Below are 20532 nucleotides of genomic sequence, written 5' to 3'. Positions count from 1 at the left end.
GGTCAGCGGCTGGCCGGCGCGCGGCCGTAAAGCAGGAGCATGGCGACGATGACGACGCCGTAGATGATCTGCCGCCCCGCCTCCGGCATCTGCATGACCGAAAGAATGGATTGCAAAAGCGTGATCAGGATGACGCCCGCGACCGTGCCGAGATACGAGCCGCGGCCGCCGAGGATCGAGGTGCCGCCAAGCACGACCGCTGCGATCGACGGCAGGAGATAGGCGTCGCCCATAGACTGCGCCGCCTTGGAGGCATAGCCGGCCAGAAGCACGCCGCCGAAGGCGGAGAGCCCGCCGGACACGGCGAAGGCGATCAGCACGACGCGCCGCGTGTCGATGCCGGAGAGGTAGGCGGCGCGCTCGCGGTTGCCGATACCGTAGACGGTACGGCCGAAGCCGGTGCGGGTCAGCACGAAAACCATCGCAGCACCGATCAGCGCCCAGATGACGACCGCGTTGGGCACGCCCGGAATGGCAAAGCCGGTCGCCAGATAGCGCATCGCCCGGGTCGCCGAATCCTGCGGCGAGAACCCGCCCGTATAGACCACCATCAGCCCTTGCGCGACGGCATTGGTGGCGAGCGTGATGATCATCGAGGGAATGCGCAGATAAGCGACGCCGATGCCGTTGACGACGCCGATCGCGACACCGCAGAAGATGCCGAACGGGATCGCCAGCGCCACGCCGACCGGGCCGTAGGCGGCGGCCGCACATGCCATCATTGCGCCCGCCGCCACCGACCATGGCACCGACAGGTCGATCTGGCCGAGCAGGATGACTAGCATCATGCCGGTGGCGATGACGCCGAGAAACGAGGCCACCTTGAGCTGCTGCAGCAGATATTCCGGCGACAGGAAGCTGCGCGAATAGAGGCTGCCGACAAACAGCAGCAGCACGATGCAGGCAAAGGCGGTCAGCACCGCGGGATCAGCGCGGCGGATGAATTTCGGCATGCGGCTGGCGATGCGGCCCATGGTCGTTTCGCTCACAGGAACCACTCCAGCCGGTTACGGACCCTGAACAGGGCGAAGGCGCCGAGGCTGACGGCGATCAGCAGGATGACGCCCTGGAACAGCGGCTGCCAGAGCGGATCGAAATCGAAGACGAAGAGCAGGTCGCCGATGGTACGGAAGGCGAGCGCGCCGAAGATCGCGCCGATGGCGCTGCCCTTGCCGCCGAACAATGAGACGCCGCCAAGCACCACGGCGGCGATCGAGAACAGCGTGTAGGCATTGCCGCTGGCATAGGCCGCCTCGCCCGTATAGGTGAAGAAGGTCAAGAACAGCCCGCCGATCGCGGCCAGCAGGCCGGCGAGCGCATAGGCGGCGAACTTGCCGCGGCGGATCGGCACGCCGGACATGTAGGCCGCCGTCTCCGACGATCCCGCGGCATAGGCCGCGCGGCCGAGCACCGATCGGCTGAACGGCACCCAGACCACGAGCACGACGGCCAGCAGCGCCACCAGGCTCGCCGGCACCACGCCGAACAGCCGCCCGGTCAGCGCGTCGGCGAGATCCTCGTTGACCGAGCCGCCCGGGAACGGCCGAAGCAGCAGCGCGATGCCGAAATAGACCGCGCCGGTGGCGATGGTGGTGACGATCGGCTGCAGCCTTCCGTAGATGACGATGGCGCCGTTGATCGCCCCGCACAGCAGCCCGGTGCCGAGCACCGCGACGACGCCGAACGTGGTTTCGATACCGGTGCCGATGACCAGCCATGAGGCCAGGCAGTTGGTCAGCAGAAAGATCATGCCGACGGAAAGGTCGATGCCGGCGGTGATCACCACCAGCGTCTGCGCCATGGCGACGAAGGCGAGCAGCACGCCCTTGTTGGAAGCCGTCTGCACGACATTGGCGGTAAAGCCCGCCGGATGGTTCGAGGTGTAGATCGTAAACATCACGATGAAGATGCCGAACGCCAGCAGCGTTCCGCGTTGTTCGGCAAGCCAGTAGCGCCAGTCCTTCACGCGTCCGCTCCTTGGCCAACAGGCATCTCTTCGCCATGGATGTTGAGCGCGCTGGCGATCAGCGCCCGCTCGGTGATCTCGGCGCCGACCAGCTCGCGCTTTACTGCTCCGTCATAGAGCACCAGCACCCGGTCGCAGCAGCCGATCAGCTCGTCATAGTCGGTCGAGTAAAACAGGATCGCCGCGCCTTGGTCGGCAAGCTTGCGCATCAGCTGATACAGTTCCTGCTTGGTGCCGACATCAATGCCCCGCGTCGGGTCGTTGAGCAGGATGATGCGCGGCTGCCGCATCAGCCATTTGGCGATGACGACCTTCTGCTGGTTGCCGCCGGACAGTGCGCCGACCGGAATGTCGAGGCCTGCCGTCTTGATCGCCAGCAGAGCTACCATGTCGTCGATCAGTCGCTGCTCGGCGGCACGGTCGATGATGCCGGCCCTGGACAGCCGGTCGAGTGCGGCGAAGGAGAGGTTTTCGCGCACCGTCATCGGCAGCATCAGGCCTTCCGTCTTGCGGTCTTCCGGGATCAGCGCCATGCCGATCCGGTCACCGCGCGCCTTGGCCGGGCTGGCGATCGCCACCGGTTTGCCGTCGATCAATATCTGCCCGCTGAGGCCGCGCAGCACGCCGAAGAAGGCGAGCAGCAATTCGCGCTGGCCCTGGCCGTCGAGACCGCCGAGGCCGACGACCTCGCCTGCGCCGACCGACAGCGAGATATTGTCCAGCCGGTCGGTCCAGGAAAGCTTGCGCGCCTCCAGCACGGGAGCGGCGGTGGCCGGCGCGCGCATCGGCCTCGGTGGGAAAATATGGCTGTATTCGCGGCCGATCATCAGCTCGACGACTTCATTGTCGCTCTTGGTGCCTGCTGCGTAGCTGGCGACATTGCGGCCGTTGCGGAAGACCGTGCACTGGTCGGCAAGCTCAGCGATCTCGTTCATGCGATGCGAGATGTAGAGCAGCGCCAGCCCTTCCGAGCGCAGCCGCTTCAGCACGCCGAAAATCTTGGCGACGTCGGCCGCGGTCAGCGCCGAGGTCGCCTCGTCGAGGATCAGGATGCGCGGCTTCCTGGCAAGTGCTTTGGCGATCTCGACCATCTGCCTTCTTGAAAGCGGAAGATCCTTGACAAGCGCCAGCGGGTGGATGTCGGCAGCGCCGGCGCGCGCCAGGGCCTCTTCCGCGATGCGTCGCTGCGCCTTGCGGTCGATCATGCCGAAGCGTTTCGGCGGATCGGAAATGACGATGTTGTCGGCAACGCTGAGTTCGGGGACGAGCGACAGTTCCTGGAAAATGCAGACGATGCCGGCCTGGTTGGCCGCTGCCGGCGAAGCGAAGCTCACCTCGCTTCCGTCCAGCATCATGCGGCCTTCGTCAGGCGCGACGACGCCGGCCATGACCTTGATCAGCGTCGATTTGCCGGCGCCGTTTTCGCCGAGGATGGCGTGAATGCTGCCTGGTGTAACCGAAAGCTCGGCCTTTTCCAGCGCCCGCACACCGCCATAGCGCTTGGATATGCCCTCCATGCGGAAGAGCGGAACCGCACCGTCCATCGGCCCCTCCCAAGGCGCTTGTTCTTCGGGACCGGCGCCGCGGGCCCGCGGCGCCGAGCGATCAGTCTATTGGTTTTCCTTGCTCTGGCCCATGATTTCCTGCGCCGTGAAATTGATGCCGCAGGTCGGGAAAGAGTTGCCGACGAAGAAATTGTCGGACTGGTCGGGGAAATAGTCCACGCCTTCTTTGAAGTTCGGATGCTCGACGATCGCCAGCGGCAGCTTCACCGCTTGCGGGACGACCTGGCCTTCGAGCGCTGCGATTGCCGTCTTGATGGCGACCGCCACCTGTGCGGGGCCGGTTCCGGCCGACGAACATTTCAGCCCGTCTGCGGCAAACTTGGCGCAGAATTTGCGGAAGCCGTTCTCCGTTTCGCCGCCGAACGGCACGAACGGATGCTTGGCGTCGATCATCGCCTGGACGATGCCGGTGTCGCCGCCCTGCCCGGTGACGCCGTCGAAGGGGCCGTTGGTGGCGATCGCGTCGGCCGAGGCCTTTTGCGCCACGCCATCGTCCCATTTGCCGATGACTTCGGTGACCTCCCACTTCTTGCCCGAAGCGTTGAGAACTTCATGGATGCCGTTGTGGCGGTCGGTGTCGACCGACGTGCCGGCAACGCCGCGCACTTCGAGGATCTTGCCACCATTGGGAATATGCTTGATCAGCCAGTTGGCCCACAACTCGCCAAGGCCTTTCTGATCGACATTGACGTTGATGGCGTCCTTGGTGTCGAGAATGTTGTCGAAGGCGACCAGCACGACGCCGGCTTCCTTGGCGCGCTTGATGACCGGTCCGAACGCCGTCGGATTCTGCGCGTTGACGACGATCGCGTCATAGCCGGAATCGATGAAGTTGTTGATCGCCGAAATCTGCGCCGGCACGTCTTCGCCGGTCGAGACCACCTTGAATTCCTTCAGTTTCGCCGCGACCTCCGGCTGCGCCGCATAGGCCTTCGCCGTCTGCACCATCTGGATGCGCCAGGTGTTGGCGATGTAGCCATTGGCGAGCGCGATGCGGTACGGGCCTTCTTTCTTGGGAAACTTGAAGAACTGCGTGTCGGCCGCCCATGGCGCGAAGCATTCCGGCTCGGCAGAGGGGCCCTTGACGATTTCGGCTTCGGCGAGCGCCGACGAACTCAGCATAACCAATGCAGTGGCGGCAATGATGCCACCAACGAGTGACTTGATCATCGATATTCCTCCCAGTTGCAGTTTCTGATTGTTCTTACGCGTCTCGCGCGTCTGGCCCGGCACCTCCCGCCTTGCTCGTCGCGCCTTTCAGGCGGCCGAATGCCGACCCGATCTCCTCCCTTGCCGATTGGTAAACCGAAGTAAAAACTATCATATTATACATAATAAACAAGTGTGAGCTGTCGCTTATATATAATAAACAGACATCGGTCTTTGCCGCGACTTCTGCCTAGAGGCATATGGTAGCGCTACCCATGAGGTGGTGTAAAGCGGCATTTCGGGATGCCTGCAAAGCGCTTCAGTGCTTTCAGCGGGCAGTGCTCTCGCGGCGCTTAAGCTCGAAGCCAAGGTCGACGACCGGCTCTTGCGGCCGCTTGCCTGCAATCGCCGCGAGCGCCATAGCGACCGAGCGCCGGCCGATCTCGTAGCGAGGCGTCCGGATGCTGGTGACCGATGGAAAAGCCACTTCCATCATGTCGAGATCGTTGAAGCCTGTGATGCCGATCGTCTTCGGCACGGCGATCGAGGCGCGGTGGCACTCGAACAGTACGCCGAGCGCGATGTCGTCGTTGTTGCAGAAAACCCCGTCGAGCATCGGCACCCTGGCCAGTGCGTCACGAAACAGTTCGCGGCCGAGCGTCACACTGGACGGCACCGGCGTGGTGGTAATCAGCCGCGGGTCTAACAGACCGGCCGCCTCCATCGCCGCGCGATAGCCTGCCAAACGACGCTGCGAGCGCGGGTCCATGCGCGCGCCGATGAAGCCGATGCGGCGATAGCCCATTTCGATCATGTGCTCCGTCGCCGCCTTGCCGCCGTCGAAATGCGAGAAGCCGACCATCATGTCAACCGGATCGGGCCCGGTCTCCATGACCTGTACCACCGGGCAGCCGGCCGTCTCGAGCAGTCTTCGCGACGTTGGCGTCTGGTCGATGCCCGCCACGATCAGCGCCGCCGGGCGCTGCGGGCCGAACACCTGCAGCAGCCGTTCCTCCTCGAGGCCGGAATAGTGGGTATTGCCGAGCTGGATACGGTAGGAACTGTCGGACAGGCTGTCATAGATGCCGCGCAGCACTTCGGCAAAGACGCTGTTGGTGAGCGACGGCACCAGCACGCCAAAGACCTCGGCGCGCGCCGAAGCCAGCGCCCGCGCATTCGGGTCGGGCAGATAGCCGAGCTCATCGACAGCCGACTGGATCTGGCGGCGCAGATCTTCCGAAACACGCCCCGGCTCGCGCAAGGCGCGGGAAACCGTGATGGCGCCGACACCGGCCTTACGCGCGACATCGGCGATCGTCGGACGGCCGCCGCCGCGGCGCGAGCGCGGCTTGGTCACAGCCTTGTCCCGAACGCGGCGCCTTCGCCAAAGCGCGGCCACGAAATGCTGTTCAGCGTCTTTGCCACTATCGCCATGCCAACCCGACTTGCCGCACCCGTCTGGCGTCGCGCAGCCTTACCCGATTGTCAAGCTAACCGGCCAGGACAGCTACCCGAACTCGGGTAGCGCCACAGTTTGAATTTCGGCTGTGGGTGGTGAGCGGGCGTCTTGTCGTCCACCGTGCTCAGGCTTCTACGCCGTGCGTCGTCCGCTGCGCCACCTCGTGGCGTACGGCAATGCGAACAAGTAGAGACCGCTGAGCATGAGCAAGGCGAGCGGGATCAGAGGCATGAGGTATACCCAGTAGGCGGGCTCGACACCTGCGCCCAAGGTGATGAAGATGGCAGCGACGACCGCCGTAAAAATGATCGACAGCCAGCGGTGGAGTTGCCGAATCCACGTGTTCCAGTTCATGAGCACCTCCTCTGAAGACGAGCTGAAGCGGATCGGGCGACCCGCTTGGCGCCAGCCTTCTTGCAAGCTTGTTTGATTTGATGCCGTCTTGTTGGCCATTGCCCGTTGGCGCCGGCACGCCTTACTCTATCCGCGCCAGGACCTGCTCCAGGTTCGCAAAGAACCGCTGCCACCCATATTTGGCACCCTGGTAATACTGCTGCTGATCCGGCCGGAAGCCCAACTGCTCCATGCGCAGATGGGTCCCCGTGCTCGTAGGGGTGAGCGTCCACGTGACGACACTCCGGAGATCCTTGGTATCCCACGTGTAAGACAGCGTCTTGTTGGGCTCGACTGCCTGGACCTGACAGTCGACCGCCCCCCAGTCCGCGCTAAGATTGAAACGGTGCCCCTCGTCTGGCTTGAAATCGTTCTTCATCAGCCACTCCTCGATCAGGTGTGATTGCGTGAGTGCGCGCCAGATCTTTTCCGGCGGAAAAGCTACCTCCCGTTCGACAACGACGGCGCGCGTTTCGGTCTCAGTATTGGTCATTGGTCCATCCTTTTGAGCAAATCTTCGAGGTTGTCGAACCGGCTTTGCCAGAACCCAGCCATTTGGTTCGTCCAGTCGATCAGCGGCGCCAAGGCGCCGAGCTCCGCGCTATAGTGCGTGTTGCGGCCTTCGTGGCGGTCGCGCACCAACCCGGCCTGCTTCAGAACCCCAAGGTGCTTTGACACTGCCGGTTGCGAGACCCCAGCCCGAGCGGTCAGAGCCGCGACGGTCTGGTCTCCGTCGCGACACAGCCGCTCGAAGATGGCCCGTCGCGTCGGATCGGCAAGCGTTCTGAAAAGGATCTCATGGGGCTGTGACATGGCAATCGATAACTCGCTGGCTATTTGACGAATTCAATAACCGCCGAGGTATGTATAAGTCAAGCAGGAACGTGGACCGGCATCCGCGGCGCAGGAGCCACCGCCGGTCTTGCTACCAACGATTGCGCACTGTCATTCCGCTCGGGTCGTGAGCAAACTGAGACACCACCCGCCAGCGGGGTCAGTGCTCAGGCCATCGCCGCGGCGCTGCGCCGCGCCTTCCACAGCAGCAGCACCATGGCCGCTATGTTCAGCAGGTTCCAGGCAACGCCGTTGAGGAATGCGGCGGCGTAAGAGCCGGTCAGATCGTAGATCCAGCCCGACATCCAGCCGCCGATCGCCATGCCGAAGATCGTCGCCATGATTACGATGCCGACGCGCTGGCCGGCCTCTCTGGCCGGCATGTATTCGCGCACGATGATGGCATAGCAAGGCACGATGCCGCCTTGCGACAGGCCGAAAACCAGCGAGACGACGTAAAGCGAGGCGAGCCCGTCGAAGGGGATGTAGAACAACAGCGACAAGCCTTGCAGTACCGAGCCGATCAGCAGGGTTTTCACGCCGCCGATGCGATCGGCAAGAAAACCGGACGCCAGCCGGCTGATGACGCCCGCCACCATCATGATCGACAGCATGTCGGCGCCACGCGCCATGCCATAGCCGAGGTCCATGCAATAGGCGACGATATGGACCTGCGGCATCGACATCGCCACGCAGCAGCCCAGGCCGGCGACGACGAGCAGCATCTGCAGGGCTGCCGGCGACAGCGATATCGGCTGGACGGGCCGGCTGCCGGGCGACCCGGGAGGGGCCGCACGTGGCGCGCCGCGCCTGAGCAGCAGGATCAGCGGCACCATGGTCGCAACGCAGACGACGCCGATCGCGCCATAGGTGAAGCGCCAGCCTTCGCTCTGCATGACATAGGGCATCGCCATCGGCCAGACCGCCCCGGCGAGATAGCTGCCGGCGGCGGCAGCCGTGACCGCGACGCCGCGCCGGCGGTTGAACCAGTGCGAGATGTCGGCGATCAGCGGCCCGAAGATCGCCGACGTGCCGAGGCCGATCAAAAGCCCCTGGGCAAGAGTGAACTGCAGGATCGAAGTGGTCAGCGACGCCAGCAGGAAACCAGTGCCGAGCGCCACCGAGGCAATGAGCGCCGGGATCCAGTAGCCCACGCGGTCGATGGCGCGGCCGACCACAACATTACCGACGGCGAAGCCGACCATGGTCGCGGTATAGGGCGTCGACGCGGCGGCGCGATCGACGCCGAATTCGGCCTGCACCGCCGGCAGCACCACGACGACCGCCCACATGCCGACGCCGCCGATCGTCGCCAGCAGCATCGAGATGCCGAGCCGCATCCAGGCATAGGCGCTGTCGATGCCGGGGCTGCTTGGCTGGCTGGAGAAGGTTGTGCTCAAGGCTTTTCCTGTCCGCGATTCTGCAAAATCGACCGGTTCGACACCACTATCGGCACATTGGCCGCGCCGTGCAGCGCCACATCACGCAAATCCGTGGCTCCAGGGATTTGAGCTGAAGTGGAACAGTGACCGCCGTCCCGGAGTTTTCCATCAACGCACCAATGGAAGGAGTTTGTCATGACCGGGAAAAGGAAATGGTCGGCCGAGGTGACGGAGCACAGCGATGCGCTGGACCTCGAGGAGCACGTCTTCGAATCCCACGACCCTAAAAAGATCGCGGCCTCGCTGAAGCGATCGGCCGAACATAGTGACCGGCGCAAGGCCGAGCCGTTCCAATCCGCCATGTCGATGCTGAATTTCTACATCAACCGTGCCGGCAAGAACCTGCCGGCCAAGCAGAAGAAAGTGTTGGAGGAGGCCAAGGACGAACTGCGCGCGGTGTTTGGGCGCCCGAGAGAAGATTAGAGGGTCGGCCTACCTCGACTTGATGACGCTATCTGTATTGGCCAACAGCTTGCGCACCGCGTTGCGCGCCGCATCCGGCCGCTGCAGGCGAATGTTCTTTTCGATCGCCTCGTGCAGCTTCTGCGCGTGCTGCAAATCGTCCAGTTCCCGCGTCGTATAGGCGAACAGATGTTCGAAGGCCGATTCGATCAGCACACCGAGCGGCACCAGAAGGTCGTTGCCCGAGGCGCGCAGGATGGCCAGATGAAAACGCGTGTCCGCGCGGGTGCGCTCCTGCAGCGTCGTCGCTTGGCCCATCTCCCGGCAGGCCTGGCTGATCTCGGCCATCTGCTCGTCTGTGCGGCGCATCGCGGCAAAGGCGGTCGCTTCCGGCTCGATGATGTGGCGGAACTCCTGCACCGTTTTCAGGAACATCTCGCGGTCGGGCGAGGTCGCGTACCAGGCCAGCACGTCGCGGTCGAGCAGGTTCCAGCGCTCTTTCGGCTCGACCCAGCTGCCGATCTTCGGACGCGACGCCAAAAGGCTTTTGGCCATCAGCATCTTGATCGCTTCGCGCACCGCCGAGCGGCTGACGTCGAAAGTCTCGGACCATTTGGCCTCGTTGGGCAGGATGGTTCCCGGCGGATAGTCGCCGCGCACGATCCTGAGCCCGATCTCGTTGGCTAGCGACGCATGCACGCTCGACCCAGGCATACGCGCCGCATCGGCACGGCGGACGACAGCCGAGCGCTCGGCGGACGCCACCTTGGCCGGTATTTTTCCCCTATTCGGCTTGCCGTCCCGCATGCGTTCACAAAGTCCGGATTCCGAAAGCTGTCAAGCACAGGAAAAGCCTCGGGCTGCAAAGCCTGCTTCTATGCACAGATCAGCCCGGGTGCATCGACCCCGTCATGCCGACTTGACGTATTTCCGCCAGCTGTGTTCAGGGCGGAACCCGAGCACATCCCGCGCCTTCCGGTTCGAAAGCAGCGTCTCGTATTCGCCGAGCTCAGCGTTGACCGGCACGCCGGGATAAAACCGCTTCAAGAGTTCAGCCGTCGGCAGATCGGACGAGGTGTCGTCATTGGCTGCGTTGAACACCTGATAGCCGAGCCCATCCTTTTCGATCGCGCGAAGCGTGATCTGGCCGAGGTCGCGCGCGTCGATATAGCTCCAGGCGATCCGCTTGCGGAAACCCGGATCGGCGAACCATTTCGGGAACAGCGAATATTCATGCGGCTCGATGACGTTGCCGATGCGCAACGCGTAGATGTCGATGCCGCTGCGCAGCGCGAAGGCGCGCGCCGTCTTCTCGTTAACGATCTTGGACAGCGCGTAGCTGTCCATCGGGTCGACATCGTACTCCTCGTCGAGCGGGAAATGCGTCGGGTCGCGCGGCTCGTTGGCGAAGACCAGCCCATAGGTCGTCTCGCTGGAGGCGATCACCACCTTGCGGATGCCGAGCTTCACCGCCGCCTCGATTACATTATAGGTGCCCAGCGCATTGATACGGAACACCTCGTTATCGGGCGTGATCATGATGCGCGGGATCGCCGCGAAATGCACCACGGCGTCGACCGGCTGCGCGCGCAGCGACGGGTCGAATTCATGCAGGCCCATATAGCTCGACAGCGCGTTGAACACCTGCCCGCTGTCGGTGATGTCGGTGATCAGCGTGCGCACCTTGGGATTGTCGAGCGGCTTGGTATCGATGTTGAGCAGCTGGCACCCCTGCTCGACCAGATACTGCACGACATGACGCCCGGCCTTGCCGCTGCCGCCGGTGAACATGATCCGCTTCGTCATTTTGCTCTCCACATTCCCTGGAATTCATGTGTATTGTCAGACAATATCGAACTCTGCAATCGTCTATCAACCGCTTGCGGCAAAAACCCGCTTCAACAATTCGCCTGCCAAAGTGCAGCGCCGTCATCGAGACCGCAACACAGGATTACACGGACATGAACACCACCGCCGCGAGCGAAAAGATCGGCTTCATCGGACTGGGCTTGATGGGACACGGGATCGCGAAGAACATCGTCGATAAGGGCTATTCGCTGACATTCCTCGGCCGCAAGAACCGCGCTCCGGCGGAAGACCTGCTCGGCCGGGGTGCGGAGGAAGCCGCGACCTCGCGCGACGTGGCAGTGGCATCCGATATCGTCTTCATCTGCGTCACCGGCTCGCGCGAGGTCGAAGCCATCATCCGCGGGCCCGGCGGCCTCAAGGAAGGCCTGAAGAAGGGTTCGGTGGTCGTTGATTGCTCGACCTCGGACCCGACCTCGACCGTAGCGCTTGCCGCCGAACTCAAGGCGCTCGGCGTCGACTATGTCGATGCCCCGCTCAGCCGCACGCCGAAGGAGGCCTGGGAAGGCACGCTCGACGCCATGGTCGGCGCGTCCGACGCGGTCTTTGCCCGACTGAAGCCGGTGCTCGACACCTGGGCCGGACGCATCGTCCACATCGGCGACACCGGCGATGGCCACCGCATGAAGCTGCTCAACAATTTTATTTCGCTGGGTTATGCGGCGATCTATTCCGAGGCGCTGGCGCTGGCTGAGAAGGTCGGCATCTCGCCGCCGCGCTTCGACAGCGTTATCCGCAACGGCCGCATGGATTGCGGCTTCTATCAGACCTTTATGCGCTGGACGCTGGAAGGCGACCGCGATGCGCACAAATTCACCATCGCCAACGCCTTCAAGGACCTCACCTATCTCGAATCGATGGCGGGTGCTGCCGGCATCGCCAACCCGCTTGGCAATGCCACGAAGAACGCATTCGCCGGCGCATTCGCCGCTGGGCCGGCCGATCAATATGTGCCGATGCTGGCGACGCATATCGGCAAGGTGAATGGCGTCGACCTGACACCGAGAAGGACGGCAAGCGGCAAGAGGTTTAAGGACCGCTCTAGCGCCGCGACCGCCCGATAACGTCGTCGGTATTGGCGAGCAGTCTGTGCACTGCGGTGCGGGCTGCAGCCGGCCGCTGGAGCCGGATGTTCTTCTCGATCGCCTCATGCAGCGCCTGCGCTCGAGGCTGGTCGCTGGTTTCGCGGGTGACGAAAACGAAGAGGTGGTCGAGCGCGGATTCGATCAGCACGCCGAGCGGTACCAGGAGGTCGTTGCCCGACGCCCGCAGGATGGCCAGATGAAAACGCGTGTCCGCGCGGGTGCGCTCCTGCAGCGTCGTCGCTTGGCCCATCTCCCGGCAGGCCTGGCTGATCTCGGCCATCTGCTCGTCGCTACGCCGGATCGCGGCAAAGGCGCTGGCTTCCGGCTCGATAATATGACGGAACTCCTGCACGGTTCTGAGGAACACTTCGCGGTCGGGCGACGTCGCGTACCAGGCCAGCACGTCGCGATCGAGCAGGTTCCAGCGCTCCTTCGGCTCGACCCAGCTGCCGATCTTGGGGCGTGAAGCCAGCAGGCTCTTGGCCATCAGCATCTTGATCGCTTCGCGAACCGCCGAGCGGCTGACGTTGAAAGTCTCGGACCATTTGGCCTCGTTGGGCAGGATGGTTCCCGGCGGATAGTCGCCGCGCACGATCCTGAGGCCGATCTCGTTGGCCAGCGACGCATGCACGCTCGATCCGGGGATCAGCGCCGCATCGGTACGGCGCGCGCCGGGCGGACGGGCAGCCTGTGCCTTGACCTTGGCCCGTGCGTTAACCGTGGTAAGTCGCTTTTTCGATCTTGCGTCCGACATCCATGTTCCCCGGCACATGCTGAACTCAAGGCGCGGCAAAGCAGGAGCGGTTCGCCCCAGCAATCTCACCTCGTAGGTTTTCGTGAACCGGTGTGACGGGGCGCCCGTCGATCGGACGCCCCGAAACTGTGAACCTACTTCTGGATGCAGGTGTCGGCCGTATCCTTGGTGCACTCGTCGAGACCGGTGAAGACCGGATCGGCGACCGGCTTGCCTTCGATCAGGTCAATCATCACCGAGGGCGCCTTGTAGCCCATCTCGAACGGCCGCTGGCCGACCAGCGCGGTCACCAGACCCTCCTTGGCGATCGCCACTTCCTCACCGATCGTATCGGCGGCGCCGATGACGAACTCGTTCTTGGCGATCTTGTCGGCCATCGGCTTGAACAGGTCGCGATAGGGCTGCGGCGCACCGAACAGCGGCCAGCCGCCCATGATGCCGAAAGCGTCGAGATCGGGATTGGCGGCGAGGATATCGGTCATCGCCTGCACGCCCTTGGCGCCGTCGTCATTGGTGAACACCGGGCAGCCGGCGACCTCGGTCCAGCCGCCCTCGCCGGCGAGCGCCGGGAGATCCTTCTGGCCTGTAAGCGCGTCGCGCATGCCCTGAGCGCGGCGCAGGATGTTGTCGGCCGCCGGATTGCCTTGGATGGTGCAGATCTTGCCGCCATCCGGCTTGGCCTTCTTGATATACTCGCCGATCTTGTAGCCCATCAGGTAGTTGTCGGTGCCGAGATAGGTCTTGCGCAGCGCCGCATCTTCCTTGCTGAGGTCGGCGTCGAGCGTCATGATCGGGATCGACGGATTGGCACTTTTGATCGTCTGCGCGATCAGCGGCGCGTTGGACGGCGAAATGGCCATCGCCACCGTGTCTGGCTTGCTCAGCATGTCCTGAACGATCTGGGCTTCGCCGGCCTCGTCCGAGGTCGACGCCGGACCTGTGTAGAAGCATTCATATTCCGAGTTGGCGTTTTCCGAGTTCCATTTCTGGCAACCTTGGTTGATGGCCTCGAAGAACGGATTGTCGAGCCCCTTCACCACGATGACGAGCTGTTTCTTGGCCATAGCCGGCCCGGCGCCCAACGCCAGCATGGCGACGGCAGCGAGCAACATTGATTTCCTCATTTCAGTCCTCCCTTGAAACAGACGGACACGGCGTGCCCGCCACACAGACCGGCCCGGATGCGCGATGGCAGAGGTTCGTTTCGCGAGCACTCGTGTCGCCAAGCCGGGCCGATAAGTATTTCCAGATGCGGCCGCAGACCAGCGCGGTACGGACGCTGCCAGATCCTCGACCGATAAACCTCCGCCGATTCCGCCGGCGCGCCGGAACAGGAGATCGGCATAATCTCCTCCGACGCTTAGCTAATATCGGCTTGCGACCAACGTCAATTGCTATTTGTCCTACAAAACGGATTTTTCGAAAGAAGCCGCTGTTGACGGCAAGGGGGCATGTGCGTAAATGGGCGAAAGCGCTGTTCCCGGGAGGGGCTGGGGAGAGCGAGGCCGCGGCAGAACCGCTGGCCGGAAGCACGGGGAGGAAGCAGTCTGGTGTCGGTTCTCGAACTCGCCAACATCTCGAAACATTTCGGCGCCATCCAGGCCGTCAACGACGTTTCGCTGTCGATCGAGGCCGGACAGGTGGTCGGCCTGATGGGCGATAACGGCGCCGGCAAGTCGACGCTGGTCAAGATGATCGCCGGCAATTTCCGCCCGAGCCACGGCACGATGCAGATGGACGGCAAGGAGCTGATCCTGCACAAGCCGGTGGAGGCGCGCCAGCACGGCATCGAGATCGTCCATCAGGATCTGGCGCTGTGCAACAATCTGACGGCCGCCGCCAACGTCTATCTCGGCCGCGAGCTGCGCCGCGGTGTCGGGCCGTTTCGCATCCTCGACTACGCCGCGATGTACAAGCGCGCCGGCCAGATTTTTGCCGTGCTGAAATCCGAAACCCGCCCGCGCGACTTGGTCAAGCAGATGTCGGGCGGCCAGCGGCAAGCGGTGGCGATTGCCCGCACCATGCTTTCGCAGGCTAAGATCGTGCTGATGGACGAGCCGACGGCGGCGATTTCGGTCCGACAGGTCGCCGAGGTGCTGAACCTGATCCGCCATTTGCGCGACCAGGGCATTGCGGTCGTGCTGATCAGTCACCGCATGCCCGACGTCTTTGACGTTGCCGACCGCGTTATCGTCATGCGGCGCGGCCGCAAGGTTGCCGACAAGACGATCGCGTCGAGTTCGCCCGAGGAAGTCACCGGGCTCATCACCGGCGCCATCGAACAGGTTTGATGTCAGCGGGTTTCACCACGCAAGCAGATAAAGGTCGACGATGGCAGTAACTCTTGACCAGACGATCGCGCAGAAGCAGCACACTTTGCTGACCAGGGTGTTTGCCAGCCAGACCTTCTGGGTGGTGATCGCGGTCATCCTCGCCTGCCTGTTCCTGTCTGTCGCCACGGATTCGTTCGCCACGACGAAGAACCTCTACAACATCACCCGCAACGTCACCTTCGTCGCCATCGTCGCTCTGGGCATGACCTTCGTCATCATCACCGGCGGCATCGACCTTTCGGTCGGTTCGGTGCTTTGCCTGTGTTCGATGGTGCTGGCGGTGACCATGCATGCCGGCTACGGCATCGAGATCGGCATTGCCGCTGCAATCGCGACAGCGCTGATCATCGGCGCCTTCAACGGTATCTTGATCGCCTATCTCGGCTTTCCGCCGTTCGTGGTGACGCTCGGCATGCTGTCGATTGCGCGCAGCCTTGCCATGGTCGCCTCCAACAACACCGTCGTCTTCCAGTTCGGGCCGGATCACGACAAGCTTCTGGCGCTGGGGGGCGGCGCCTTTGTGTTCGGCATCGCCAATCCGGTGCTCTACACGATCGTGCTGGCACTGATCACCGGCTTCGTCCTGCGCTGGACGAAATTCGGCCGGCACATCTTCGCCATCGGCGGCAACGAGCATGCGGCGACGCTGACCGGCGTTCCGGTGCGCCAGATCAAGGTCGCGGTCTATATGATCTCGGCGCTGGCGGCCGGTATCGCCGGCATCATCCAGACCGGCTGGCTTGGCGCCGTCACCACCAATCTCGGCAACGGCATGGAGCTTCAGGTCATCGCCGCGACCGTCATCGGTGGCGCCAACCTGGCCGGCGGCATGGGCACGGCCTTTGGCGCCGTCGTTGGCGCGGCGCTGATCGAAGTGATCCGCAACAGTCTCGGCCTGCTCGGCATCAATGCCTTCTGGCAAGGCGTGTTCATCGGCGGCGCCATTCTGCTGGCGGTCCTGTTCGACCGGATCCGCAATTTCAGGCGCAACGAATAGACCGCAGTTGACGAACGCTATTCGTTTCCCCTGCTATCGCTCAGTCTGATAATCGGCCGGTACGGCCCATGACGGGGCCCAGGCGTGCGCATGTGCCTTGACGCAGGCCCGGACTGAGCCCCACTATCCCCATTGCAGGCGAAGGGAGGCCAGTCGCCCTGCGGGAGGATATACCCATGACGGAAGCGATCAGGCTCTACTGGGGCCGGTTCGGACATGTTTCTGTCCTGAACGTCGCCAGCGACTTCGTCACCCATGCCCATGTCGAGGCGCATATCATCATCTGGCTGGAAGGCACGGCCGGCGAGATGACCATCGGTCGCGAAACGGTGCGGCTTGGGCCCGGCACCGCCGCCGGCATCAATTTCTTCCAGCCGCACAGCCACGCTTTGTCCAACGACGGCCGGCCCGGCCTGTTCCTCGCCTTCTACATCGATCCGGACTGGGCGCGCCAGCGTCGCGACCTGCCGTCGTCCGCGCCGCTATTTTCAGCACCGGCGATCACGCTGGAGCCCTGGCTGCACAAGGCGGCAGCCAACCTTCTCGACCATCTCAGCGACAATGAGAGCATCGACGACATCGCCAATTACGAGATCGAGCGCTTCATCGACAGCGTGCTCGACGCCGCCGACGCCTCGGCACCGCAAGTAGCACGCGCCCGCGTCCACACCATGCAGGATTTCCGTGTCCGCAAGGCGATCCAGCTGATGAAGGCCAATGTCTGCGAGCGTATCTGCTTCGACGATGTGGCACGCAGCGTCGGCCTGTCGCGGCCGCATTTCTTCGCGCTGTTCAAGGAGCAGACCAATCTGACGCCCAACGTCTACTGGAACACGTTGCGCATGGAGGAAGCCGTGCGGCAGTTGCAATGGTCGCAGGAGCCGCTGATCTCGGTCGCCTGCAATCTTGGCTTCACCACCCAGGGCAATTTCTCGCGCTTCTTCCGCGATCATGTCGGCGTTCCGCCGACACTCTATCGCGAGGCGGCGCGGGCCATTTCCTGAGCCGCCTGGCAGCCGTTTTTCAGACTATTTGATAGGCGGTCAAGACGCATTGATAAGCGCCGCCGGGCCCGCCGCCCTACCCTCGCGACATACATGCTTGCAAGGGAACGACCATATGGCGAAAGTTACCATCTCCAGCGTCATCGACGCGCCGGTCGAAAAGGTTTGGGCGCGCATACGCGACTTCAACGGCCTGCCGAGCTGGCATCCGCGTATGGTCGAAAGCCATATCGAGGACGGCAAGGATCCCGGCACGATCGGCTGCGTGCGCAACTTTCAGCTCGCCAGCGGTGCCCGCATTCGCGAAAAGCTGCTCGACTTCTCCGACGGCAATTTCCTCGTCAGCTACTCCATCCTGGAGACACCGCAGCCGCTGACCAACCACAAGGCGACGCTGCAGCTGCGGCGGGTGACCGATGGCGACCGCACCTATGCCGAATGGACCGCCAGCTTTGACGCGCCCCCTGAAGAAGCCGAGAAACTGGCCGAGGGCATGGGCGCCAACGTCTTCCAGGGCGGTTTCAACGCCTTGAAAAGTCATTTCGCCGGCCAAAGTTGAGCAAAAGGAGCCTTCCATGGCGCTCGCCCTGCAGACTTTCTCGACGGTCAAGGACGCCAATGCGGCGCTGAAAGCCGCCGGTACCCGATATCTCGGCGGCGGCACGCTGGTCGTGCGCGCCGCCAATGAAGGCGATGTGTCGGTCTCCAGCCTCATCAGGTCGACCGAGCCGGCGCTGTCGGCCATCACCGTTTCCGGCGGCAAGGTCCGCATTGGCGCTTCGGTGACCATGGCGGCGATCGCCCGTAATCCGGATCTCGCGTCGCTTGCCCAAGCGGCGCGCGCCGTCGGCGGCCCGGCGATCCGCAACATGGCGACCGTCGGCGGCAATCTCTTCGCCCCGGCGCCCTATGGCGACTTCACCGTGGCGCTGCTGGCACTGGACGCAACCGTCAATATCGACGACGGCGAGCTACCGATCGAAACCTTCCTGGCAAAACGCGAAAGCAACCACGCCATCATCACCGCAGTTGGATTTACGTTTCCGGCTGAAGGCTTTCGCTTCCTGAAAGTGTCGAGGATCAAGCCGAAGGGCGTCTCGGTGCTGAGCATCGCCGCCGTGCTGGAACAGGCACCGGACGGAACCGTGTCTTCGGCACGGATAGCGCTTGGCTGCATGGCCGACCGGCCGATGCGTGCGACGGCGGCGGAGAAGGCGCTGCTCGGCAGGACGCTCACCAGCGATGGCATCGCGCCGGCGCTTGCTGCGGCCGGCGACGGCACCTCGCCTGTTACCGATCCGATCGCCAGTGCCTGGTATCGCAACGAAGTCCTGCCGGTCCATCTCGGCCGGCTGCTACTCGGCTGAAATATCCAGGGGAGCGCGCTTGCCCACGAGCAGGCGCGCAAGGAGGAAACATGGCAAAGGTCCCGGTTCAGCTCACGCTCAACGGCGCGGAGAAGGCCGAATTCATCGACAGCGGTACGACGCTGCTCAACGCACTGCGCGACAAGATCGGCGACACCTCACCGAAAGGCGGCTGCCATCAAGGCACATGCGGCGCCTGCTCGGTCATCATCGACGGTGAGCTCCGGCTCTCCTGCCTGACGCTGGCCGAAACCTGCAACGGTGCGGCCATCACCACGACATCGGGGCTTTCGGAAGGCGGCGTTCTGCATCCGCTGCAGCGGGCCTTCCTCGACGCCTTCGCCACCCAATGCGGCTTCTGCACGCCGGGCATGATCATGGCCGCCAAGGTGCTGCTCGACCACACGCCGAACCCCAGCCGCGACGAGGTGGTCGAGGCGCTGTCGGGCAATATCTGCCGCTGCACCGGCTACGAGCCGATCCTCCAGGCGGTGCTGACCGCCGCGCGATCCAATTCGCAGAACGCGGCTTGAGGGGAGTCAAAAAGATGGAACTCCGCAAGAACTACTTCGCCGACCAGCGCAAGGATGATCTGCACGAGATCGGCCAACCACGGCCGCGCTCCGATTCACCCGGCCATGTCACCGGCAAAACCGCCTATTTCGCCGACCGCAATTTTCCCGGCATGCTGCATTTGAAGATGGTGCGCAGCCCGCATCATCACGCCCGCATCCGCGGCATCGACACTTCGGAGGCCGAGAAACATCCAGGCGTCGTCAAGGTGCTGACCGCCAAGGATGTGCCGCACAATGTCTACACCATCCTGATCCTGATCCAGATTGGGCCGGAGGACGAGACGGTGCTGGCCGATGGCAAGGTGCGCTGGAAGGGCGAGGCGGTGGTGGCGGTGCTCGCCGAGACCGAGCGTGCCGCCCAGGAAGCGGCGGCCAAGGTCAAGATCGATTACGAAGTGCTGCCGGCCGTCTTCGACATGGAGGAGGCGCTGAAGCCCGGCGCGCCGATAGTGAACGAATATCACGGCCGGAACTATTATCTCTATGACAGCGGCGAATGCCGCAAGGTGCGCTTCGGCGATGTCGAGGCCGGCTTCGCCGGGGCCGATCACGTGCTCGAACAGACCTACCAATCCTCGCCGATCGAACACGCACCGACCGAGACGACCGGCTGTATCGTCGCGCCGGAGGGCAATGACCGCTTCACCTGCTACACCAACACGCAGGCGATGTTCTTCACCCTCGACAACGCCTCGATCATCCTGCAGATGCCTGGCAACAAGCTGCATTTCGTCGGCGGCACCGTCGGCGGCGGTTTTGGCGGCAAGGTCGACGTCATCGTCGAGCCGATCGCCATCCTCGGCGCCAAGCTGACCGGGCGGCCGGTCTCCTTCATCTACAGCCGCGAGGAGGAGATGCAGATCTCCTCGCCGCGCGCCGCCGAAAAGGTCGTCATCAAGGACGGCGTCATGAAGGACGGCCGTGTCGTCGCCCGCAAGGTCACCGGCTACACCGATGCCGGCGCCTATTCGCGCCACTCGCCCTATGGCGCGCAGAAAGGCGCTGGCCACTATCCCGGCCCCTATACGATCCCGAATGTCTGGATCGACACCTACTGCGTCTACACCAACCGCACGCCCTCCTCCGCCATGCGCGGCTTCGGCGTCACCATCGGCGATTTCGCGCTGGAGGTGCAGATGGACAAGCTCGCCCGGCTGATCGGCATGGACCCGCTCGAAATCCGCTTCATCAATGCCTACCGCGACGGCGACATGAAGGCGCATCGCCAGCCGACCGAGGGCGCTGCGCTGATCGAGTGCATGCAGGAAGCCTCGCGCGCCGCCAACTGGCCGGTGGCGGAGAAGTTCATGGCGATGTCGTCCTACGCGAAGGGAGCTTGAG

22 protein-coding genes are annotated in these 20532 nt (G+C 63.5%); 9 read left to right on the top strand and 13 right to left on the bottom strand.

The window, feature by feature from the left end; translation table 11 throughout:
• Positions 1–2: 2 nt before the first annotated feature.
• The 9 genes from ACWTU8_RS04900 to ACWTU8_RS04860 form a co-directional block, all read right to left on the bottom strand.
• Positions 3–989 carry an ABC transporter permease gene (locus tag ACWTU8_RS04900; protein ID WP_455847249.1) on the bottom strand — a complete coding sequence of 329 codons (987 nt, stop codon included), beginning with the start codon at positions 987–989 and terminating at the stop codon, positions 3–5.
• Positions 986–1966, bottom strand: a complete 981-nt coding sequence (locus tag ACWTU8_RS04895) for an ABC transporter permease (RefSeq protein WP_455840628.1) — start codon at positions 1964–1966, stop codon at positions 986–988. The genes ACWTU8_RS04900 and ACWTU8_RS04895 overlap by 4 nt, the downstream gene beginning before the upstream one ends.
• On the bottom strand, positions 1963–3510 hold the full coding sequence (locus ACWTU8_RS04890; RefSeq protein ID WP_455847248.1) for a sugar ABC transporter ATP-binding protein: 1548 nt from the start codon (positions 3508–3510) through the stop codon (positions 1963–1965). The genes ACWTU8_RS04895 and ACWTU8_RS04890 overlap by 4 nt, the downstream gene beginning before the upstream one ends.
• A gap of 66 nt (positions 3511–3576) precedes the next feature.
• The gene (locus ACWTU8_RS04885) at positions 3577–4701 is read right to left on the bottom strand and encodes a sugar ABC transporter substrate-binding protein (RefSeq protein ID WP_455847247.1); all 1125 of its coding nucleotides are present in this window, start codon (positions 4699–4701) and stop codon (positions 3577–3579) included.
• 307 nt (positions 4702–5008) lie between these two features.
• Positions 5009–6037 carry an HTH-type transcriptional regulator GntR gene (gene gntR, locus ACWTU8_RS04880; RefSeq protein ID WP_455847246.1) on the bottom strand — a complete coding sequence of 343 codons (1029 nt, stop codon included), beginning with the start codon at positions 6035–6037 and terminating at the stop codon, positions 5009–5011.
• Positions 6038–6271: 234 nt separating this feature from the next.
• Entirely contained in the window at positions 6272–6493 is a 222-nt protein-coding gene (locus ACWTU8_RS04875) for a hypothetical protein (RefSeq protein WP_029351618.1), read from the bottom strand.
• 121 nt (positions 6494–6614) lie between these two features.
• Positions 6615–7025 carry an SRPBCC family protein gene (locus tag ACWTU8_RS04870; RefSeq protein WP_065006745.1) on the bottom strand — a complete coding sequence of 137 codons (411 nt, stop codon included), beginning with the start codon at positions 7023–7025 and terminating at the stop codon, positions 6615–6617.
• On the bottom strand, positions 7022–7345 hold the full coding sequence (locus ACWTU8_RS04865) for an ArsR/SmtB family transcription factor (protein ID WP_029351622.1): 324 nt from the start codon (positions 7343–7345) through the stop codon (positions 7022–7024). Before ACWTU8_RS04865 ends, ACWTU8_RS04870 begins: the two co-directional genes overlap by 4 nt.
• Before the next feature lie 188 nt (positions 7346–7533).
• Positions 7534–8706 carry an MFS transporter gene (locus ACWTU8_RS04860; protein WP_455848386.1) on the bottom strand — a complete coding sequence of 391 codons (1173 nt, stop codon included), beginning with the start codon at positions 8704–8706 and terminating at the stop codon, positions 7534–7536.
• 237 nt (positions 8707–8943) lie between these two features.
• On the opposite strand from ACWTU8_RS04860, the gene ACWTU8_RS04855 reads away from it, so the two are divergent.
• A complete protein-coding gene (locus tag ACWTU8_RS04855) occupies positions 8944–9231 on the top strand; it encodes a DUF3175 domain-containing protein (protein WP_455847245.1) in 288 nt (95 codons plus the stop codon).
• A gap of 9 nt (positions 9232–9240) precedes the next feature.
• Here the strand turns inward: ACWTU8_RS04855 and ACWTU8_RS04850 are convergent, their stop codons facing one another.
• Positions 9241–10017, bottom strand: coding sequence for a FadR/GntR family transcriptional regulator (locus ACWTU8_RS04850; RefSeq protein WP_455847244.1), 777 nt, complete (start codon positions 10015–10017; stop codon positions 9241–9243).
• Positions 10018–10119: 102 nt separating this feature from the next.
• Positions 10120–11016 (bottom strand): NAD-dependent epimerase/dehydratase family protein, encoded by an 897-nt coding sequence (locus ACWTU8_RS04845; protein ID WP_065006740.1) that lies wholly within the window; start codon positions 11014–11016, stop codon positions 10120–10122.
• Between the two features lie 155 nt (positions 11017–11171).
• Between ACWTU8_RS04845 and ACWTU8_RS04840 the strand changes: the two genes are divergently transcribed.
• Positions 11172–12140, top strand: a complete 969-nt coding sequence (locus ACWTU8_RS04840) for an NAD(P)-dependent oxidoreductase (protein WP_455847243.1) — start codon at positions 11172–11174, stop codon at positions 12138–12140.
• Here the strand turns inward: ACWTU8_RS04840 and ACWTU8_RS04835 are convergent.
• Both ACWTU8_RS04835 and ACWTU8_RS04830 read right to left on the bottom strand, forming a co-directional pair.
• Positions 12118–12915, bottom strand: coding sequence for a FadR/GntR family transcriptional regulator (locus ACWTU8_RS04835; protein ID WP_455847242.1), 798 nt, complete (start codon positions 12913–12915; stop codon positions 12118–12120). The genes ACWTU8_RS04840 and ACWTU8_RS04835 overlap by 23 nt on opposite strands.
• Positions 12916–13049: 134 nt before the next feature.
• Positions 13050–14039, bottom strand: a complete 990-nt coding sequence (locus tag ACWTU8_RS04830) for a sugar-binding protein (RefSeq protein WP_455847241.1) — start codon at positions 14037–14039, stop codon at positions 13050–13052.
• Between the two features lie 426 nt (positions 14040–14465).
• On the opposite strand from ACWTU8_RS04830, the gene ACWTU8_RS04825 reads away from it, so the two are divergent.
• The 7 genes from ACWTU8_RS04825 to ACWTU8_RS04795 all read left to right on the top strand — a co-directional run bounded on the left by ACWTU8_RS04825 (position 14466) and on the right by ACWTU8_RS04795 (position 20531).
• Positions 14466–15206: an ATP-binding cassette domain-containing protein gene (locus tag ACWTU8_RS04825; protein WP_029351636.1), complete on the top strand. Its 741-nt coding sequence runs from the start codon at positions 14466–14468 to the stop codon at positions 15204–15206.
• 40 nt (positions 15207–15246) lie between these two features.
• On the top strand, positions 15247–16245 hold the full coding sequence (locus ACWTU8_RS04820) for an ABC transporter permease (protein WP_029351638.1): 999 nt from the start codon (positions 15247–15249) through the stop codon (positions 16243–16245).
• Between the two features lie 176 nt (positions 16246–16421).
• A complete protein-coding gene (locus tag ACWTU8_RS04815; RefSeq protein ID WP_455847240.1) occupies positions 16422–17249 on the top strand; it encodes a helix-turn-helix domain-containing protein in 828 nt (275 codons plus the stop codon).
• A 115-nt stretch (positions 17250–17364) separates the two neighbouring features.
• A complete protein-coding gene (locus tag ACWTU8_RS04810; protein WP_455847239.1) occupies positions 17365–17808 on the top strand; it encodes an SRPBCC family protein in 444 nt (147 codons plus the stop codon).
• Positions 17809–17824: 16 nt separating this feature from the next.
• Positions 17825–18616, top strand: a complete 792-nt coding sequence (locus ACWTU8_RS04805) for an FAD binding domain-containing protein (RefSeq protein ID WP_455847238.1) — start codon at positions 17825–17827, stop codon at positions 18614–18616.
• A 50-nt stretch (positions 18617–18666) separates the two neighbouring features.
• Entirely contained in the window at positions 18667–19149 is a 483-nt protein-coding gene (locus ACWTU8_RS04800; RefSeq protein ID WP_455847237.1) for a (2Fe-2S)-binding protein, read from the top strand.
• A gap of 14 nt (positions 19150–19163) precedes the next feature.
• Complete coding sequence (locus ACWTU8_RS04795) at positions 19164–20531, top strand: xanthine dehydrogenase family protein molybdopterin-binding subunit (RefSeq protein WP_455847236.1); 1368 nt, start codon at positions 19164–19166, stop codon at positions 20529–20531.
• Position 20532: the final 1 nt, after the last annotated feature.

The sequence above is a fragment of the Mesorhizobium sp. BHbdii genome, assembly GCF_053848045.1.
This window is presented reverse-complemented; position numbering and strand designations above follow the sequence as displayed.

What these genes read in the sequence shown, in the direction of transcription:
- ACWTU8_RS04865 (WP_029351622.1), bottom strand. Translation starts at nt 7,345, where the DNA reads ATGTCACAGCCCCATGAGATCCTTTTCAGAACGCTTGCCGATCCGACG.
- ACWTU8_RS04815 (WP_455847240.1), top strand. Translation starts at nt 16,422, where the DNA reads ATGACGGAAGCGATCAGGCTCTACTGGGGCCGGTTCGGACATGTTTCT.
- ACWTU8_RS04805 (WP_455847238.1), top strand. Translation starts at nt 17,825, where the DNA reads ATGGCGCTCGCCCTGCAGACTTTCTCGACGGTCAAGGACGCCAATGCG.
- ACWTU8_RS04840 (WP_455847243.1), top strand. Translation starts at nt 11,172, where the DNA reads ATGAACACCACCGCCGCGAGCGAAAAGATCGGCTTCATCGGACTGGGC.
- ACWTU8_RS04850 (WP_455847244.1), bottom strand. Translation starts at nt 10,017, where the DNA reads ATGCGGGACGGCAAGCCGAATAGGGGAAAAATACCGGCCAAGGTGGCG.
- ACWTU8_RS04875 (WP_029351618.1), bottom strand. Translation starts at nt 6,493, where the DNA reads ATGAACTGGAACACGTGGATTCGGCAACTCCACCGCTGGCTGTCGATC.
- ACWTU8_RS04830 (WP_455847241.1), bottom strand. Translation starts at nt 14,039, where the DNA reads ATGAGGAAATCAATGTTGCTCGCTGCCGTCGCCATGCTGGCGTTGGGC.
- ACWTU8_RS04800 (WP_455847237.1), top strand. Translation starts at nt 18,667, where the DNA reads ATGGCAAAGGTCCCGGTTCAGCTCACGCTCAACGGCGCGGAGAAGGCC.
- ACWTU8_RS04810 (WP_455847239.1), top strand. Translation starts at nt 17,365, where the DNA reads ATGGCGAAAGTTACCATCTCCAGCGTCATCGACGCGCCGGTCGAAAAG.
- ACWTU8_RS04835 (WP_455847242.1), bottom strand. Translation starts at nt 12,915, where the DNA reads ATGTCGGACGCAAGATCGAAAAAGCGACTTACCACGGTTAACGCACGG.
- ACWTU8_RS04870 (WP_065006745.1), bottom strand. Translation starts at nt 7,025, where the DNA reads ATGACCAATACTGAGACCGAAACGCGCGCCGTCGTTGTCGAACGGGAG.
- ACWTU8_RS04885 (WP_455847247.1), bottom strand. Translation starts at nt 4,701, where the DNA reads ATGATCAAGTCACTCGTTGGTGGCATCATTGCCGCCACTGCATTGGTT.
- ACWTU8_RS04795 (WP_455847236.1), top strand. Translation starts at nt 19,164, where the DNA reads ATGGAACTCCGCAAGAACTACTTCGCCGACCAGCGCAAGGATGATCTG.
- ACWTU8_RS04855 (WP_455847245.1), top strand. Translation starts at nt 8,944, where the DNA reads ATGACCGGGAAAAGGAAATGGTCGGCCGAGGTGACGGAGCACAGCGAT.
- ACWTU8_RS04860 (WP_455848386.1), bottom strand. Translation starts at nt 8,706, where the DNA reads ATGCGGCTCGGCATCTCGATGCTGCTGGCGACGATCGGCGGCGTCGGC.
- ACWTU8_RS04820 (WP_029351638.1), top strand. Translation starts at nt 15,247, where the DNA reads ATGGCAGTAACTCTTGACCAGACGATCGCGCAGAAGCAGCACACTTTG.
- ACWTU8_RS04845 (WP_065006740.1), bottom strand. Translation starts at nt 11,016, where the DNA reads ATGACGAAGCGGATCATGTTCACCGGCGGCAGCGGCAAGGCCGGGCGT.
- ACWTU8_RS04890 (WP_455847248.1), bottom strand. Translation starts at nt 3,510, where the DNA reads ATGGACGGTGCGGTTCCGCTCTTCCGCATGGAGGGCATATCCAAGCGC.